The 18,890-nt window shown below is 50.6% G+C and carries 14 protein-coding genes and 1 other annotated feature; of the genes, 13 read left to right on the top strand and 1 reads right to left on the bottom strand.

The window, feature by feature from the left end:
* Positions 1-21: 21 nt before the first annotated feature.
* The 4 genes from MKY82_RS25225 to MKY82_RS25210 all read left to right on the top strand — a co-directional run bounded on the left by MKY82_RS25225 (position 22) and on the right by MKY82_RS25210 (position 6,367).
* Positions 22-1,245 carry a Gfo/Idh/MocA family oxidoreductase gene (locus MKY82_RS25225; RefSeq protein WP_339219035.1) on the top strand — a complete coding sequence of 408 codons (1,224 nt, stop codon included), beginning with the start codon at positions 22-24 and terminating at the stop codon, positions 1,243-1,245.
* A gap of 470 nt (positions 1,246-1,715) precedes the next feature.
* Positions 1,716-2,783, top strand: coding sequence for a bifunctional 3-deoxy-7-phosphoheptulonate synthase/chorismate mutase (locus tag MKY82_RS25220; RefSeq protein ID WP_339294635.1), 1,068 nt, complete (start codon positions 1,716-1,718; stop codon positions 2,781-2,783).
* An 81-nt stretch (positions 2,784-2,864) separates the two neighbouring features.
* Positions 2,865-3,094: a binding site (T-box leader), on the top strand.
* 103 nt (positions 3,095-3,197) lie between these two features.
* Positions 3,198-4,760 carry a 2-isopropylmalate synthase gene (locus MKY82_RS25215; protein ID WP_339294634.1) on the top strand — a complete coding sequence of 521 codons (1,563 nt, stop codon included), beginning with the start codon at positions 3,198-3,200 and terminating at the stop codon, positions 4,758-4,760.
* Between the two features lie 443 nt (positions 4,761-5,203).
* Entirely contained in the window at positions 5,204-6,367 is a 1,164-nt protein-coding gene (locus tag MKY82_RS25210; protein WP_339294633.1) for an MFS transporter, read from the top strand.
* Positions 6,368-6,422: 55 nt separating this feature from the next.
* Here MKY82_RS25210 and MKY82_RS25205 read toward each other — a convergent pair whose 3' ends face one another.
* On the bottom strand, positions 6,423-7,235 hold the full coding sequence (locus MKY82_RS25205) for an SDR family oxidoreductase (protein ID WP_339294632.1): 813 nt from the start codon (positions 7,233-7,235) through the stop codon (positions 6,423-6,425).
* A 324-nt stretch (positions 7,236-7,559) separates the two neighbouring features.
* Between MKY82_RS25205 and MKY82_RS25200 the strand changes: the two genes are divergently transcribed.
* The 9 genes from MKY82_RS25200 (at position 7,560) to MKY82_RS25160 (ending at position 18,863) form a co-directional block, all read left to right on the top strand.
* On the top strand, positions 7,560-9,131 hold the full coding sequence (locus MKY82_RS25200; protein ID WP_339294631.1) for an extracellular solute-binding protein: 1,572 nt from the start codon (positions 7,560-7,562) through the stop codon (positions 9,129-9,131).
* Between the two features lie 29 nt (positions 9,132-9,160).
* A complete protein-coding gene (locus MKY82_RS25195; RefSeq protein ID WP_339294630.1) occupies positions 9,161-10,372 on the top strand; it encodes a glucuronate isomerase in 1,212 nt (403 codons plus the stop codon).
* Positions 10,373-10,417: 45 nt separating this feature from the next.
* Positions 10,418-10,720: a metalloregulator ArsR/SmtB family transcription factor gene (locus MKY82_RS25190; RefSeq protein WP_194544911.1), complete on the top strand. Its 303-nt coding sequence runs from the start codon at positions 10,418-10,420 to the stop codon at positions 10,718-10,720.
* A gap of 150 nt (positions 10,721-10,870) precedes the next feature.
* Entirely contained in the window at positions 10,871-12,055 is a 1,185-nt protein-coding gene (locus MKY82_RS25185; RefSeq protein ID WP_339294629.1) for an MFS transporter, read from the top strand.
* 204 nt (positions 12,056-12,259) lie between these two features.
* Entirely contained in the window at positions 12,260-13,303 is a 1,044-nt protein-coding gene (locus MKY82_RS25180; protein WP_339294628.1) for a LacI family DNA-binding transcriptional regulator, read from the top strand.
* A 752-nt stretch (positions 13,304-14,055) separates the two neighbouring features.
* The gene (locus tag MKY82_RS25175; RefSeq protein WP_233355130.1) at positions 14,056-14,982 is read left to right on the top strand and encodes an ABC transporter permease subunit; all 927 of its coding nucleotides are present in this window, start codon (positions 14,056-14,058) and stop codon (positions 14,980-14,982) included.
* 19 nt (positions 14,983-15,001) lie between these two features.
* Positions 15,002-15,886, top strand: coding sequence for a carbohydrate ABC transporter permease (locus MKY82_RS25170; protein ID WP_071223266.1), 885 nt, complete (start codon positions 15,002-15,004; stop codon positions 15,884-15,886).
* A gap of 48 nt (positions 15,887-15,934) precedes the next feature.
* Positions 15,935-17,557, top strand: a complete 1,623-nt coding sequence (locus tag MKY82_RS25165) for an extracellular solute-binding protein (RefSeq protein WP_194544022.1) — start codon at positions 15,935-15,937, stop codon at positions 17,555-17,557.
* Positions 17,558-17,591: 34 nt separating this feature from the next.
* Positions 17,592-18,863: a Gfo/Idh/MocA family oxidoreductase gene (locus tag MKY82_RS25160; protein ID WP_216530335.1), complete on the top strand. Its 1,272-nt coding sequence runs from the start codon at positions 17,592-17,594 to the stop codon at positions 18,861-18,863.
* Positions 18,864-18,890: the final 27 nt, after the last annotated feature.

Raw genomic sequence — 18,890 nt, 5'->3', positions numbered from 1 at the left:
GATAGAAGGAGTAGTTCATATATGATCGGGTACAACGATTCCCAAGAAAAGATTCGGTTAGCCTTTGTCGGTCTCGGCAAACGCGGAAAGGATCTGCTGAGGCTGCTGAGTGATATGCCGGATGTGGAGATTACGGCGATTTCGGATCTATACGAGGATCGCCTTCAAGAGGCTGCACGGCAGGTTGCTGAAACTGGAAGTCCTGTCCCTGCTTCCTCTACGGATTATCGGGAAGTGATTGCACGTAGGGATGTAACGGCTGTTATCATCGCTTCATCCTGGACCAGCCACAGCGAGATCGCCGTGTCCGCGATGAGGGCGGGAAAGCCCGTGGCATCGGAGGTGGGAGGCGCTGCTTCCCTCGAGGAATGCTGGCAGCTGGTTCGCACCTATGAGGAGACCGGTACGCCCTGCATGCTGCTGGAAAACTGCTGTTATGGCCGGGAAGAAATGGCGCTGCTGAGGATGGTAAGAGAAGGGATTTTCGGGGAACTGCTTCACTGTCAGGGGGCTTATCAGCATGACCTCCGGGAAGAAGTAGCGATGGGGGTGGAAAACCGCCATTACCGCGTCCACAATTATTTGCACCGCAACGGCGATGTGTACCCGACCCACGGTCTGGGGCCAGCAGCCAAAATGCTGAACATCAACCGGGGCAACCGTCTTACCAAGCTTTCCTCCATGTCCACCAAGACGCGCGGAATAACAGAGTGGGCTCGCAGAAACCTGGGTGCCGAGCACCCGGCTACGCTTACGGATATGGCTCTCGGTGATATTGTTACCACCATGATTCAGTGCGCCAACGGTGAATCGATTCTGTTGACGCACGATACATCCCTGCCCCGTCCATATTCCCGCGGGGGACGCATACAGGGAACGAAGGGCATTTGGATGGAGGACGGCGCCGTTATTCATATCGAGGATCGAAGCCCGGCCCATGCATGGGAGCCGTTCGAATCCTATTTCCACGAGTACGAGCATCCGGTGTGGGCGAATTATTTGAAAGACGGCGTACGGGGAGGGCATGGCGGCATGGACTATCTATGCTTGCGCGCTTTTGTCGAGAGTGTGCTCAAGAAAACGGAAATGCCGATCGATGTGTACGACATGGCCGCCTGGATGGCGGTGACCGCGCTATCCGAGCAGTCGATTGAACTTGGAGGCACAATGCTTCCGTTCCCCGATTTCACGAACGGGAAATGGATGAACAGACCTCAGGGCAACTCCACAGCTTATGCACTATAAGTAAGGGAAAGATCTATGTGTGTATGGAGATGGTGAACACCTGCAAAAAGCAGAAATAAAGTTTCTTCACTGCATCAAAGCACCCAAGCTTTAAATAAAACTCTTGCAATTTTAATTCGGAGTGTAATACAATGCTTCTTAATTAACCAACACGATATGTTATAACAAGCGATGATGGAAAGAGTAAGCGAAAGAACGTTCCTGACAGGAAAGGGCAGCCACCGACTGAGAGCGCCCGGGCGAAGGTTCTCCGCTGAAGTTCATTCCGGAGCTGGTATGCTGATAATCTGCATGTTGCGTGCAGAGGGTAGGTTTACCCGTAACCCTTGCGTTAAGAGGTTCAAGTGAGATGTGTTTGCTTTTTTTCGGCATATCTAATAAGGGTGGTACCACGACTCCTCGTCCCTTTTCGGGCGGGGGGTCTTTTTGTTTTTATAAACCAGAAATAAAAGGTGAGGGAGAGATTTCAGATGAGTCAAGGACGTTTGGAACAATTAAGATCAGAGCTGGATTCCGTTAATCTTCAACTGCTGGAGCTGTTGTCGGAGCGGGCACGAATCGCCCAGGAGATCGGTCAGGAGAAGCAAAAGCAGGGAGTTCCTGATTTTGACCCGGTACGCGAGAAAAAAATGTTGGATACTCTGGTGGAGCATAACCAAGGTCCTTTCGATAATGAAACGGTGCGTCATTTATTTAAACAGATTTTCCAGGCATCCTTGAAGCTGCAGCAAGTCGATCACAAGAAGCATTTGCTGGTGAGCCGGAAGAAGAAGCAGGAAGACACGCTGATTCAGCTGGGCAATACGGTGATCGGCGGCACGCCGGTAATGATCGCAGGGCCATGCTCCGTTGAGAGTTATGAGCAAGTACGCCAGGTTGCGGCTGCCCTTAAGGAAGCGGGCATAACCGTCATGCGCGGCGGCGCGTTCAAACCGAGAACATCGCCTTACGATTTTCAGGGTTTGGGCATTGAGGGCCTGAAAATTCTGAAGGAAGTGGCGTCCGAGTTCGGCCTGAAGACGATCAGCGAAATCGTGGATCCTGCGCATATCGAGCTTGCGTGCGAATACATTGACGTCATTCAGATCGGTGCGCGGAACATGCAGAACTTTGAGCTGTTAAAAGCGGCAGGGGATGTTCAGACGCCGGTGCTGTTGAAACGCGGACTAGCGGCTACGATCGATGAGTTCGTGCACGCTGCGGAATACATCGTGTCCCGCGGCAATGCGCAAGTGATGCTGATTGAACGCGGCATACGGACATACGAGAAGGCGACGAGAAACACCCTGGACATCTCGGCGGTGCCGATTCTGAAACAGGAAACGCATCTTCCGGTGCTGGTGGACGTGACCCATTCCACAGGCCGCAAGGACATCCTGGCCCCTTGTGCCAGAGCGGCTCTCGCTGCAGGAGCTGACGGCGTGATGGTAGAGGTTCATCCCGATCCGGCTACGGCGTTGTCCGATGCGGCGCAGCAGCTGAATATTCCGGAATTCCATGATTTTCTGGCGAATGTGAAGAAGTCCGGATTGCTGTAAAAAATGCACTCTTTCGCTTCTGGAAGATAAAGGGTTGACAAAGCGCTTCTCATTCCTTAAGATAATTATCAAAATTCATATTGAAATGTTTTGATTAGAAATAGTAAAAGCGAAATGACTTTTCAGAGAGCCGTTGGAAGGTGTGAAACGGTAATGTCGTTCCCTTTGAACTCGTCTATGAACAGCTGCCTGATCATGTAGGGTTAGCCGGAGTTCCACCGTTATAGGGATAGATGGTGATGGCCATCGAAGAAGATCATTTTGCATAAAATGAATTAGAGTGGTACCGCGGGTCCAACCCCGCCTCTATACGTAGAGGCGGGTTTTTTTTGTTGGTTAAATTCCGGGTTTAACCAACCCCGCTTGATATAAATGAATGAAAATGAACGATCGATGATCGAGGAGGAATATCAAATGGAACGCAATATTATCGTATTGGACACAACCTTGCGCGACGGAGAGCAGGTTCCGGGCGCCAAACTGAACGTACAGCAGAAAATCGAGTTTGCGCAGCAGCTAAAGCGGCTGAACGTCGATATTATCGAGGCTGGTTTTCCCGCGTCTTCGGCAGGGGATTTTCAAGCGGTTCAGGAAATCGCCCGAACCGTAGGCGATAGCGTCTCCATTACTGCGCTTGCACGCGCGGTGAAGGGCGATATCGATGCCGTATATGAGAGCATTAAGCTTGCGCAAAATCCGCTGATTCATATCGTGCTTGGCACCTCGAACATTCATGTGGAGAAGAAATTCAATCGCTCCAAGGATGCGGTGCTCCAGATGGGCGTTGATGCGGTGAAATATGCCAAAACACTGCTGCCTCATGTCCAGTATTCGACGGAGGATGCATCCAGGTCCGATTTTGAATATCTGTGGACAACGATCGAAGCTGTCGTGAAGGCCGGAGCAACGATGATAAACGTGCCGGATACGGTCGGTTATGCCGTTCCGGATGAGTTCGGCGAATTGATTCGCAAAATCAATGAACGACTGAAGAATCTGAACGACCAGGTTATTCTCAGTGTTCACTGTCATAACGATCTCGGGCTAGCTACGGCGAACACGCTCAGCGCAGTGAGAAATGGTGCCCAGAAAGTAGAATGCACGATCAATGGTTTAGGGGAGCGCGCAGGCAATACATCGCTGGAAGAAGTGGTCATGGGACTGAAGGTCCGGGAGAATCACTTTAAGGCCTCCACCAACATCCGGCTCAAGGAGCTGATTAGAACCTCCCGGCTGCTGACGCATTTGACGGGCCTGGATGTGCAGGTGAACAAGGCGATTACGGGTGAGAATGCATTCGCGCACTCATCCGGCATTCACCAGGACGGATTACTGAAGGATAAACAGGTTTATGAGATTATGTCGCCGGAGGAAGTCGGCGCAGACAGCATGGAGCTGATCCTGACGGCGCGGTCCGGAAGGCACGCGTTCAAGAATGCGGTGGAGAAGCTTGGCTTCGAGACAGGCGAAGGCGAAGATTTTGAAGCGCTGTTCGCGAAATTTCTGCAGCTGGCCGATGCCAAGAAGGAAGTATACGACCATGACGTTTTTTATCTGGTGACCCAGCACCGTATCCATGAAGAAGTCAGCAGTCATCTGTATGAGCTGGATTCGTTCCAGGTCGTGACCAATGATCTGTATCCGACGGCAACCGTGAAGCTGAGAAAAGGCAGCGAGACGTTCAGGGACAGCATGGTGGGGGATGGCCCGATCGATGCGCTGTACAGCGCCATGAAAGCGTTGGTCGGTTTGGACGTACAGTTGAAGGATTACAAAATCAACAGTCTGTCCAGGGGAAAAGAAGCCATCGGCCGGGTAAACATTCGAATCGAATACCAAGGCAAAACCTATTCCGGGCGCGCGATGGATACGGATATCATTAAGGCAAGCGCGTTGGCTTTTCTTAACGGGATTAACGCGGTATTGCTTGATGCCGGCCAGGATGTGCAGCTGCAAGCGCCGGTGGATGCACGATAATTCATGGTATGAGACGGTTGCGTTCACCAGAGGCCAATCCATAACGGTAACGTAACGCTGGTGCGGAGGGTGGATACCCCACGTCTACTTCTAATGTAGAGGTGGGGTATGCGGCCGCCCGTAACCGATGGATTTTAAAAGCATACTTATTGACCGATCGTTACAAAATATATATAATGAGCTGGAAACTATAGGAGAGAGGAGCCGATCATGGTGCGAAGATTACGGTGGAATACGTCCTTGCAGCGGAATGGCATGTTCTTTCATGCCGAAATGTAGAGTGGGCGAGGTGGCATATTTTTTTTGGATTGTTTTGTACTAATCGGTAAAATAGTTAGGTGTATGCGAAGTGCGTCTTATTCGAGCTTACGGGACTCACGGATCCTATTTTTGTACCGATAATTACAGAAGTGTGGAATAATAAAAGACAGGAGTGGTTTCCTTTGCCTTTATCCATTTATATATTAGGACTTATGATTTTCTCGATGACAACCTCTGAGTTTATGGTAGCAGGCATTATGCCTTCGCTTTCGGAAGAATTCGGCGTTTCGGTTGCAGCCATCGGTTATCTCATTACCGCTTATGCCGCCGGCATGATTATAGGAGGACCGCTGCTGACGGTAGGGCTATTGAAGGTGCCGCGCAAACAGGCCTTTTTGATATTGGCTGCCATTTTTCTTGTCGGTCAGACGCTGGGCGCTGTCGCGGCCACATATGAAGTGATGATGGCTGCCAGAGTGATCACGGGTATCTCCTCTGCAGCGGCGTTTGGCGTCTCGCTTGCGATTAGCTTTTCCCTCGTCGGCCCGGAATCGCGTGGAAGGGCGGCGTCGATCGTCCTCGGCGGTTTAATGGTTGCAACGGCGATCGGACTTCCGCTGGCGATGTGGATCGAGCAGCTATTAGGCTGGCGTGCCAGCTTCTGGGCTGTTGTGGTTCTGGTATTGGCATCGGGCCTGGTGGGGCTGTTTACGATCCCATCCTTGCCCAGAACGGAATCGGCCGGCATTCGTGGAGAGTTTGTTGCCTTCAAGAATCGCCATCTATGGGCTGCATATGCCACAAGCATGCTGATTATCGGAGCTACCTTTGCCGCATTCAGTTATTTCTCGCCGATCTTAACCGATCTTACCGGCTTTGGCGCTCAGGCGGTTCCGATCCTGCTTGGCGTTTACGGTGTGGCGACGGTGCTTGGCAACATGGTCACCGGCAGACTGGCGGATCATTATATGATGCAGATCCTCACCATTGGGTTGGTCGCTCTAGCGACGGCTTTAGTGGTATTCGGGCTGTTTGTGCACAGCCAGGTGATCGCTATGATTGCGGTTGTGATCGTAGGTTTAGCAGGTGTGCCCATGAACCCGGCCATGGCGACCCGGGTCACCCGGGTTGCCGATACGGGGGCGCTTGTTACGACGGTGCATGGGTCCGTGATCAGCCTTGGCGTTGTCGTTGGATCCTCCATCGGAGGGATGGCGATGGATGCTGGTTTTGGCTTGGCGTCGCCTCTATGGGTTGGGGCGTTCTTGGCTGTTCTCGGTTTGCTGTCCTTACTGCCAGCCGTGCGAGGTAGGGGGAAAGCACAGCCTCTGTCTTCCGATCAATGATGCATTACCTGAAACCACCAGCTCCGAATAAAAGGGAGCTGGTGGTTTCTAATTTTCAGCTGAACTGCTGCGTGATCCCCGCCATAAACTCCTCCTCCGAGGCTTTGCTTCGCAAATCCATCAAGAAATGAGCATCCGCTCCGGATAAATAGCGGAAACGGGAGGATGTATCTGTAGCCGCTTCGTAAATGGTTTCCGCAATTAACTCCGGTGTGGCGACGTTGGTTTCAAAGCTGGCCATTTGTTTTTGCAGCACCGTTTCTGAATAGGCTGCATAAGCATTCAGCGAAGGGTGTGACAGCAGATCCAATGAACGTCCGGTAAAGTCTGTTGCAACGTTTCCGGGCTCTACAACTTTCACCTTAATATTCTGTGCAGCCAGCTCATAGAACAAGGACTCCGAGAACCCTTCGATGGCCCACTTGCTCGCATGATACAAAGACAGAAGAGGAAAGGCAACTCTGCCGCCAACGGATGAAACATTGATGATAGTTCCCTCGCCGTTCATTCTGAAATGGGGGAGTATAGACTGGGTTGTCTGGAGGACACCAAATACGTTGACATCAAACTGTTTTCTTACCTGTTCATCCGTTGCGGCTTCAAATGCGCCAATGGCTGCGTAGCCTGCATTGTTCAGCAGCACATCGATTTTACCGAATTGCCGAATCCCTTCGGCGATGGATGTTTCGATCGTTTCCTTCCGTACAACATCGAGTCTTGTGACCAGCATACGCTCTCGCTGTATGAATTCCATCTCCTTCTCCGGCGAACGCATGGTTGCGATAACGTTCCATCCTCGCTCCCAAAAATACTGTGCGGTTCCTCTTCCGATTCCTGAGGATGTGCCTGTAATTAAAATGGTCTTCATAGTCTTATTCCCCCTCTATTCTCACTTGCAAGGAGAGTATATAACGAACTATGAACAAAGTAAACTAATTTTATTAAATTAGTAAATTAAATATAATTCGAATGGTTAAGGAACTCTTTCATCCGTTATAATGAGGAGTCGAAATGACCAAGTGTGGTCATGAGTGAGCTATGATACCGGCTATAAGCACAATGTCTCCTTGAACGGCCAGCATAGGAAAACACATGCGATCAGAAGAAAGTACATGTTAATGCAAGGGAATTGGATGTTATTATGAAAGCGCTTTAGATTTTCAGATGAGAATTATGGAAGGAAGCGATATGGATGAGAAGAATATGGAGTTTGGTTTTGATGAGTGCGCTAATCGCCGTAACAGCGGTTGGCTGTAATGGTGCCAAGGAAGCGGATGGAGGAACCTCCGGCTCATCAAGCGCTGCCGCTGATGGCAAGCTGTCTTTCACGATGTCCATGGCAACCAGCGGAAACAAACATGCCGAGCGTTCGAAGGATGTAAATGAAGAGAGATGGGTGAAGGAGCTTGAGAAGCTGACCAATACGGATATTGAACTGACGATGCTTCCGCTGAAGGACTTCGATAGCAAAATGACTTTAATGTTTGCCTCCAATGATATTCCTGACGTCGTTCAGAACGTGGGAGGGGCTACAAGCAAGGGAATGTCCGGTTCCGTAGAAGCAGGCGTATTTATGCCGCTTGACGATTTGCTGAAGGAGCATGCTCCGAACTTGATGAAGAGTGTGCCGAAGGAAGCCTGGCAGGAGACAAGCTATGACGGCAAAATTTACGGAATACCGGCATGGCTGTCCAACCCGTCCCGGAGAGGGCTGTATATCCGGACCGATCTGCTGGAGAAGACAGGCCTCCCTGCTCCAAAGACGGTGGATGAATTTCTGGACGTGATGCGTGCGATGAAAAAGGAAGGCGTGGAGTTCCCGTATCAAATGCGGGAGAACTTTAAATATGCGGACACGATTCTGGGAGCGTTCGACGTGCTGCCATCACAGTACGAACTCCAGAACGGGGAGGTCGTTCCCAAGTTCTTCGACGTGGACAATATGACGAAGGCGCTCGAGACCTATAAGATCATGTACGATGAAGGTCTGATTCCTAAGGATTTTGCGACCCTGACCTCGAGTGATTATGGCAAAAACATTGAGAGCGGTAAATCCGGCATGTGGTCAGCCAATGCCCAGCTTCTCTCGGGATTCCGCGGTAAGTTGAAAAATGCCGTGCCAGATGCCAAGGTCGATATCATTGCTTCGCCGCGCGGTCCGGAGAACACAGGAGGCCATCTGCTGTATTCAAGCATCAATACATCCTACTATATTAACAGCAAGGTCTCAGAAGAGAAGGCCGTCGGCATTATCAAGTTTTTTGACTGGATGCTGACGCCGGAGGCAGAGACATATTTCTCGTTCGGCATTGAAGGCGAAACGTTCACCCGGGAGAACGGCGCGATCAAGTTTACGCCTCCATCCACGCCGGAAGCGATGGATGAAGACGGTTTCCGCAGCATGTTCTGGTTCGTCCACGATATGGTATACAACAAGGCAAAGGAAGAGCTTACCGAGGACGGACAGGATATGATCAAGTTCATGGATACGGTGGTCTTCAAGGAAGGTCTGGGGTCGATCCGCTTCTCCCCGGCATTGGACGCTTATTCCAAATATCCGGATATCGCGCCGCAAGGCGATGACGTGGGGCCTAAGCTCGTTCTTGATCATATGATCAAGATGATTTACGGCAGAGAGCCGATCTCGGATTGGCCGAAAGTGATTGAGGAATACAAGAAGAAGGGCGGCCTTGAGATCATTAAGGAAGCCACGGACCGTTACAACGAAGGGAAGGGCATTGTCGTCTCGGAAAACCGGAAATAACCGATTCATGAAGAGAGGGAGATGTTCATATGAGCTTGCATGATATGAGCGGCAAACAAGCCGTATTCTTCGAGCGAATCATGGGGCTGCCGGTCTTCGATACCCATACTCACCTTATCGGTGACCGGCTCGGTGCAAGGGATTTTTGGGAAATCGCCCATTACTTCTGGTTTTACCGAGAGCTCCAAGCTGGAGGATACCCGGATGAAGCGGATAAATTACCGGAGGAGGAGCGAATTGCCGCTTTTCTAAAAGCCTATCGATCAACGAGAAGCACGCTGATGAACTGGGTATTTACCTCCATTATGCGTGAGTTATACGGAGTCACCATCAAGGATGAACATTCGGTGCGGGAAGCCATGGCTCGCGTACGGCACGCATCGACCGAAGAGGGCTGGGCACAGCAAACGGCTGACCGGATGAATATTCGCCGGTTTGTCGTGAATCATCCGGAGCATGCAACGTTTCAAGGCATGCGGGATGATGCTGTACTGATCCCCCGGATTGACGGAGTGCTGGGTACATGGGTTGACCGCATCGTGCAATCTAATGATCCTGCCAGGACTTTACTTGATGTGGGAGGCGAGATTGACCTGCTGCTTGACGGATTTCGCGAAGCCGGCCTCCCGGGCATCATGACAACGCTGCCGCGGTATGAGTCGAGTTCGCACATCCGTAAGGAGATTGGGCCGGCAAGCGGGCGAGACGACATTCTGATGGAGCTGCTGCACGTCATATGTGGTGCTGCGGATCGGAATGGCCTGCTCGTTCAACTGTTTCTCGGAGTAGAGAGATCATGGTGCGGCACGGCGTTCCCTGCCAATGATACAGAGCGGATTCTTAAGCTGACGGCTTTGTTTGAGTCGTACCGATGTGAATTTGAGCTTGTGCTTGCATCGGAACTGAACAACCTCGATGCCGTGCAGGCGGCCTGGAATTTCCCGAACGTTCATGTCGGCGGCATGTGGTGGTTCAACTTCCGGGTGAGCACCTACCGGGACAGCATGCAGTACCGTCTGGAGGCACTCCCGGCAAGCAAGAACTCGATTATCGTCTCGGATGCCCGATGCATGGAATGGAGTTACGGCAAGATTTTGCTTGTGAAGAAGCTGGCTGCCGAGTTTCTGTGGGAGCGGGTCCTATCTGGCTGGATCGACGAAGAGACGGCGCTGGATACGGCAAACGAATGGTTCTACGCGAGTGCCGTGAAACGCTATGGCATTCGTACGGAGGATCAGTAAGGGAAACGGGTTGACATATCGATAAATCCCGATATAATGATACGTATGAAACCAATCGAAGTTTTTAAAGCGCTGTCCAATGAATCAAGGCTTGAAATATTGCAGTGGCTCAAGGAACCGGAACAACATTTTACACCCCACGAAGGGATTGATATGAGGAAAGTCGGGGTATGCGTAACCCAGGTGACCGAGAAATTGAATATGACGCAGTCCACCGCATCGCAATATTTATCGATTCTGCATCGGGCGGGTTTGATCAAGACGGAGCGGCTTGGGAAATTTACGTATTATAAGCGGGATGAAGAGGCTATCCGAGAAATTGGAGAGTATTTAAAGCAGGAGATTTAGAGCAGGTACTGAATGATTCCTTCAGAAAAAAGGAAATATTCAGTATTGTCTCGCACTACACATCTAGATATTGCGATATGTCTTTTTATTGGTTTAACATATCGACAAATCGTGATATATAAATATTATTAAAGGAGTGGAAATACAATCATGACGAGTGCTTGGAAAATTTACTTTTTAGCGATCGTTAGTTTTTTAGTAGGAACATCGGAGTATATTATATCGGGAGTTTTGGATAAAATTGCGGATTCGTTAGGAATTACGATAACCGCAGCCGGTCAGCTGATCACGATTTTCTCATTGGTCTATGCGATCTTAACCCCCGTTCTTATGGCACTGACCGCTAGAATGGAGAGACGGAAGCTGTTGGTTTATTCATTGGGTATTTTTGTGATCGCAAATCTGCTGTCATTTGCCCTTCCGGGATATATTCCGTTTGTCATTGCGCGGGTTATTATGGCGGTGGGCGCAGGGATGGTCGTTGTAACAGCACTCGGGATCGCCGCCAAAATCGCGCCTGCGGGCAAACAGGCGAGTTCGATCGCTACGGTTGTCATGGGCTTCACGGCTTCCCTGATTATCGGCGTCCCTCTCGGCCGTGTCGTAGCTGCTGTTTTTGGATGGAAATCAGTGTTCGGTTTCATTGCCGTTCTGGGGGTTGTTTCCATGATCGTGCTGTACAAGGCGATTCCAAAAACCAAAGGAGATGCTCCCGTACCGCTGCTCCAGCAATTCGCACTGCTCAAGAAGCCTAAAGTCGCACTCGGTTTGGCGATCACATTCTTCTGGCTGGGTGGGTATTCCGTTGCCTATACGTACCTGTCTCCTTACCTTCTTCATGTTAGCGGTCTGAACGAAGGTCTGATTAGTGCGGCGCTGTTTGCCTTTGGCATTGCCAGCCTTATTGGCTCCAAGTTCGGCGGATTCAGTACGGATCGATGGGGAGTGCCGCTTACATTAACAGGGGGCATGATGCTGCATATTCTCGCGTTAATCGTTCTGACTTTTACTCAAGCAGCCGTATCGGCCATCCCCGTATTTGCAATTCTTGTTATATGGTCGTTATCCGCCTGGTCTTCCGGTCCGACACAGCAGTATAATCTCGTTCAGCTGGAGCCGAATTCATCGGGGGTCATGCTAGGCCTGAACCAATCCGTGATGCAGCTCGCCATGGCTGCTGGCGCAGGCATCGGAGGAGTTGCCGTTGAGCAATGGTCCTTGTCATCCATCACCTGGATCGGTGCCGGGGGCGTTGCCATAGCCATGGTAGTGTCGTTTGTACTTTTCCGTTTAGGAAAGCGGGAGAGCATGGGGCGCGCGCCATTGGAAGCTTAATGAATAACCACTGATGACGCAGTGCTGTGGGATAGCTTAAAATGCAGCATTTCATACTTTCGTAAACGAAAGAATCCATGAGACATCTCCTTTCTTCTCAGCGATCAGAGTCATCAATTTGACGCCCCAAAACCAGAAAGTTTATGCTATGATCAATGGATGGCGGAAAATTTGGTTCCAAATTTTGCGAAGGAGGAGATGCGATTGGCTAAGCTCAAAGATATTGCCGAACGGGTCGGGGTATCCATATCTACGGTTTCGCGTGCCATCAGCAACGATGCAAGCCGTCCGGTCAGCGAGGATACCAAGCAGAAAATCCGGCAGGCGGCGCTTGATCTTGGTTATAAACTGCCTGAGTCATCCCAAAGCGTACATGATAACGGCATAGCCGATAAGCGGGTTGTCTGCGTCGTTCCCCAAAACCTGATGGACGACCACCCGTATTTCTCAACGGTTCTTGCCGGTTTCCATAAAAAAATGGAGGAGCTCGGACAGCCCCCGGCGATCGTTCGTACATGCGAGGAAGTCGCCGATGCGGACAAAATACGCCTCATGCTGAGGGAGACAGGAGCTCAGGGGATTGTAGCCGTCAGTTGGTATGACAAGGAGCTGTTTGAACTGATACAGCAGGCCGGCGTTGCCATCATGGGAGTGAGTTTGAATGATGAGCGGCTGACCGTACCGGTTGTAGACTGTGACCGGATTTCATCCGCGAGGGCAGCCGTAAGCCACCTGATTGACCAGGGACACACGCGAATCGCCTATATCGGGGGGCCTGCGTATTCCAAGCAGATGGAGAGCGAAGAACGGTATGTTGGATATAAATTCGCTATGCTGGAAGCCAACCTGGAGGTGCGTGAGGAGTGGCTGATGAATACCGGATGGAATGTGGATCGAAGCTTCAGCAAGCTGTCCGAGCTGCTCAGAGGCCTTCCCAAAGAGCAATGGCCAACGGCTGTTTTTTGTGCCAGCGACATGCTGGCCATTCCGGCGATGCGTGCCGTTGTCGAGAATCAAGGCAGAATCCCGGAAGATATCGCGATCGTGGGGATGGATAACATTGATGTGGCCCAGTATACAACGCCCCCGTTAAGCTCTGTCTCCGTGCCGAAGTACGAAATCGGCAGGGTAGCTGCCAAATCAATCGTGGATTATTTGGACGGGCATTTCAAGGTGGCAACCAAAATATTGCTGCCATGCTCATTGATTGTTCGGGAGTCTTCAAGTTTCACCAGAACATACATTTAACTAACTCGTTATGTTCGAATAGTTAACATTAAATATGAAATAAAGATTATTGAACAGCTGTCGGCTTGAAATCCGATAGCTGTTTTTTGTGCTTTCTCATCCAAACATTGAGGTTTTTGGGCCAAAATAATCCAAAAAAGTATTTGACAATGCCATATTGCTATATTATCATGAGTGAAAATCAACCAAATGTTTGGAATGATATTTCTGGTCTTGGTAACTGCTAAACGATTCTTCGCATAACTTCACTCTAGTCATTAATTTCGTTTTCATCTCTTGTAATATAAAGGTTTTGATAATAGAGAGAATTCCTCCCATTCATGAAATAGGCCCTTCGCATGGTGCCTTATATACCAGTATGGATCCAAATTTAATCCGTAATCATCCAAAAATATATCCAAAACCACTCCAAGTAAATGAAATAACACCCGCCTGCTCGGGTCTTATTTATAAATTAATTTGGCGTTACTATACCTAACATATAGGGGTGTTGCAATAACCGTATTTTAACAAACGGCTAGCTGAGACGGTGGTAGCTTAGTCATATGACGGATTGCATAGCAAAGGAGGGAAATCAGTAACGAGTACTTTTCAAGCTCGATGCATGTAAAGAAACTGATCCGCTGGTTGAGCGGATACCCATGTTTTGATGGCAAGTCAGAATCGCTTTGCTGGTGAAACGAGGTTAATCCAATCCCATACATACGAGGTGATGCTCATTGGCAAATACGCCCCTGCACTCCGCAGCAACCGTGGTTCCCGAAACGAAACGTAAGCGCTTACTGTGGAATCGCGTCTTACGCAATTGGCAGCTTTATGCCCTGATTTCACCGGTCATCGCCTATTACATCCTGTTCCAGTATGTTCCGATGTACGGCATCCAGATCGCCTTTAAGGATTTTATAGCAACGCAGGGGATATGGGGCAGTCCCTGGGTCGGCTTTGAGCACTTCGATCGCTTTTTCAACAGTTATTATTTCTGGCGCCTGATCAAGAACACGCTGGGCATCGGTTTATACAGTCTTGCCGTCGGTTTTCCGATCCCGATTATTCTGGCTTTGCTCATGAACGAGGTTCGGGCTGAACGGTTCAAGAAATTCGTGCAGACCATCACATATGCGCCTCACTTTCTCTCTACCGTGGTCGTTGTCGGGATGATGATGATTTTCCTGTCGCCCCGTTACGGCATCATCAATCATTTTATTGAAATGTTCGGCGGTCAGCCGATCAATTTCATGACTGAACCCTCTTGGTTTAAGTCTCTTTACGTTCTGTCGGATGTATGGCAGACCATGGGCTGGAGCTCCATTATTTATTTGGCTGCCCTTGCCGGCATTGACAACCAGCTGCACGAAGCGGCGCGCGTCGATGGTGCAACCAGGCTTCAGCGCATATGGCATATTAACATCCCTGGCATCATGCCAACGATCATCATCCTCTTGATCCTCAATATGGGCAGCATTATGGGTATCGGGTTCGAAAAGGTGCTCCTGATGCAAAACAACCTGAATATGGAGAGCTCCGACATTATAGCCACCTACGTCTACCGAATGGGGATCCAGAATGCCGAGTACAGTTTCTCCGCTGCCATTGGATTGTTTAATTCCATCATCAATTTTGTCCTGCTGGTTGTTGTGAACTTTATTTCGAAGCGCGTGAGCGAGACCAGTCTTTGGTAAAGAGGGGAGTGAAAGAACCATGCAAATTGAAACCAGAGGGGACCGCATTTTTAATGTTATCAATTATACGATTCTGATCCTGGTTACCATCATTGTCATGTACCCGCTGGTTTTTGTGCTCAGCGCATCGTTTAGCGACCCGCAGGCGGTTCTGAGGGGCGAGATGCTGCTGTGGCCCAAGGGCGTTAACCTGAATTCCTACGTAAAAATTTTTCAGAACAAGGATATCATCAGCGGCTTTTCCAACACGCTGGTATATACGTCGCTTGGCACGTTCATTAATCTCACGATGACCATCCTTGCCGCCTATCCGCTGTCCCGGAAGGATTTTGTCGGGCGAAATGCGATCATGGCGCTGCTGGTCTTCACGATGTTTTTCAGCGGAGGACTCATTCCTACATATTTGCTGATCAAGAACCTCGGCATGCTGAATACGCTCTGGGTCATGATTATCCCGAATGCCGTATCCATCTGGAACATCATCATTATGCGCACCTTCTTTCAGCAGTCCATACCCGGCGAGCTGCAGGAGGCCGCGACGATTGATGGATGCTCGAACATTAAAATCCTGACCCGTATTATACTGCCGCTGTCCATGCCGATTATCGCTGTGACCATATTGTTCTATGCGGTCGGTCATTGGAATGCGTTCTTCAATGCACTTCTGTATTTATCGGATAAAGATAAATTTCCGCTGCAGCTCATCCTGCGCGAAATTTTGATTCAGGGACAAACGAACGATATGGTCAAAATGTCGACCGAATCGGCGATCAAGCAGCAGAGGGAAGTGGAGGGCATTAAGTACGCGGTGCTGGTCGTGGCGAATATTCCGGTGCTGGCCCTCTATCCGTTCCTGCAGCGATATTTTGTCAAAGGCGTGATGATTGGGGCCATCAAAGGATAATTCCTTGCATGGAAATATGGATGGAACATGAAAAGGGGAGGATTACGGATGAAGCTGAAGCAATGGGGAAGTCTTCTGTTGACCTGCATGTTGTCGGTATCGCTGGCGGTGGGCTGCAGCTCGAAAGGCTCGGGAGGAACGGCTCAATCGGACCCTTCGAGTGAAGGGAAATCCGCGATAAATGAAACGGGTTTTCCGATTGTGGACGACAAGATGACGGTGACCGGTTTTGCCGGAAAGTTCTTTGCCAACGCCGACTGGAACAACATCAGGCTGTGGCAGGAATATGAGAAAATGACCAATATTCAGGTGCAGTGGGACACGGTGCACAAAGACAATTTGGCGGAAAAACGGAACTTGCTGCTGGCCGGCGGCGATTATCCGGAAATGTTCTATGCTTCCGCATTTCCAAGGACAGACCTGCTGAAATACGGCAAGCAGGGTGCTTTTATTCCGCTGAATGACCTGATTGATCAACACGCTCCGAATTTTAAAGCCCTCATGGAAAAGTATCCGGTTATCGAGAAGGGGATTACAATGCCGGACGGCAACATTTACGGGCTGCCGACGATATACGATCCGGAATTCCGGTCCGTGCTGTACGGAACGCCGTGGGTGAAGTCGGAGTGGCTGACCAAGCTTGGCCTTCAAGAGCCGCAGACGCTGGATGAATTCTACGATATGTTGAAGGCGTTCAAAGAGAAGGATCCGAACGGCAACGGCCAGAAGGATGAATATGCCTGGGGCGGCGTGGGGACTGCCGGCATCGTCAACTATTTGCGCGGCTCGTTCGGTCTCAATTATCACGGAACTTCGAACATTAATGTGGATACCGATCCGGCGAGCGGAAAGGTCCGGTTCATTCCGACGGATCCAAGATACAAGGAACTGCTTCAATTCGTGAACAAGTTGTACAAGGACGGCCTGCTGGAGCAGGATATCATGTCCGTGAAGAGCACGGAGGTGGACGCCAAAGGCGTTGAAGGCCTTCTCGGCGTTGTTGACAACGTGGATCCGGTCGCCATCTACAATCAGGAGGGTTATGTGGGGCTGCCGGTATTGAAGGGGCCGCACGGCGACCAGATGTTCAGCGCCACGGGCTCTCCGCTGGGGAACATCGGGATGTTTGTACTGACCGATAAAGCGAAGAATCCGGCCGCGCTCATCCGCTGGATGGATTACTTCTACAGCGACGAAGGCATCCGCATGTTCTTCATGGGCTGGAAAGACGAAACGTATAAGGAAGATGCAGAAGGCAATGTGGATTACGTGGACGACATCAAGAACAATCCGGAAGGTCTCAATCTGGACCAGGCGGTAGGTCAGTATCTGATATGGCCCGGCGGATATTATCCGGGCTTCGTGACCCAGAAGTATTTCAAGGGAGCGGAAGGCCTGCCGACTTCTGTAGAGAACGCAAAAAAAGCCGAGCCGTACGTCATCCCTCAAGACAAGGTCTGGCCGCCGTTTAACTTTACGGCCGATGAGCAGTCCGAGCTTACCGGTATCCAAACCGACATTCACACGTACGTGGATGAAATGCGGGATAAATTCATAGCTGGGAACGAGTCCTTTGATAACTGGGACCAATATGTAGCTAACCTGCAAAAAATGGGCTCGGAGCGCTATCTGGCCATTTACCAGTCCGCGGCAGACCGATATACCAAATAAACACGTGTACAGAACCTAAAAGGAGCGACATGTTATGACACAATTGAAAGCCATATTGATCGGGGCCGGCGCTCGCGGCGCCGGGGGGTATGCCCCCTATGCCCTGGATTACCCGCACGAGTTGACCTTCGTGGCCGTGGCCGAGGCCGATCCGGCGCGGCGCATCCGATTTGCCGAGAGGTTCGGAATTCCGCCGGAACAGTGTTATGAATCCTGGGAGCCGCTGCTGGCGGAGCCAAAGCTTGCCGATATCGCCGTCATTTGCACGCAGGATCGCATGCACTATGGCCCAACCATGCAAGCGCTGGAGAAGCAGTATCATGTGCTTCTGGAGAAACCGATGTCTCCGGAACCGAAGGAATGTCTTGAGATGGAGCAGGCGGCCATTCGCAACAACCGGCTGCTGACCATATGCCATGTTCTGAGATATACCCCTTTTTGGAGTACCATCAAACGCGTGATTCAGGAAGGGACCATCGGTGAGGTGGCTTCGATCCAGCTGAACGAGAATGTGGGATACTGGCATATCGCGCACAGCTTTGTGCGGGGGAACTGGAATCATTCCGACAAGGCCAGCCCGATGATACTGGCCAAATCCTGTCATGACATGGATGTGCTGTCGTGGCTGATGGACCGGCCTTGCACGCAGGTCACTTCGTTTGGCTCCCTGATGCATTTCCGGGAGGAGCAGGCCCCCGAAGGTTCGGCCGACCGCTGCCTCGATTGCCAGGTAGAAGCAACCTGTCCATATTCGGCCCCCCGGTTTTACTTGAGCGATCAGTACAAGGGATGGGCGGGGCATTTCACCCAGGAGCTGACCAAGCCGAATATCATTCAGGGGCTTCGCGATACAGACTATGGCCGCTGCGTATATCGGAGCGATAACAATGTGGTCGATCATCAGGTCGTCAACATGGAGTTTGAAGGCGGCGCCACTGCAATGTTCAGCATGTGCGGGTTTACGTATGAACAGGAGCGCAGAATTCAGATCATGGGCACCCGCGGCGAGCTTCGGGGAGAGGAAGGCAAGATTACGGTTTACGATTTCCTGACCGGGCAGAAAACGGAGATTACGATTCCTTCGCAGTCGAGCGGACATGGCGGGGGCGACAGCGGAATTGTGGCGAGTTTCCTGAAGGAGGTTCGGAGCTATAACGGGCAGGAGAGCCTGACGTCGGCCAGTGCCTCCGTGCGGAGCCATCTGATTGCGTTCGCAGCGGAGAAATCGAGGCTGAATCACGGCCAATCCATCAATTTGAACGAATATGCGCGGGAATTGATGGCAGAAGAAAATGCGGTGAAATAAAAGAAAATATATTAAAAATACATCATA

It is taken from the genome of Paenibacillus sp. FSL W7-1279, assembly GCF_037969845.1.
Lineage (GTDB): Bacteria > Bacillota > Bacilli > Paenibacillales > Paenibacillaceae > Paenibacillus_AQ.
This window is presented reverse-complemented; position numbering and strand designations above follow the sequence as displayed.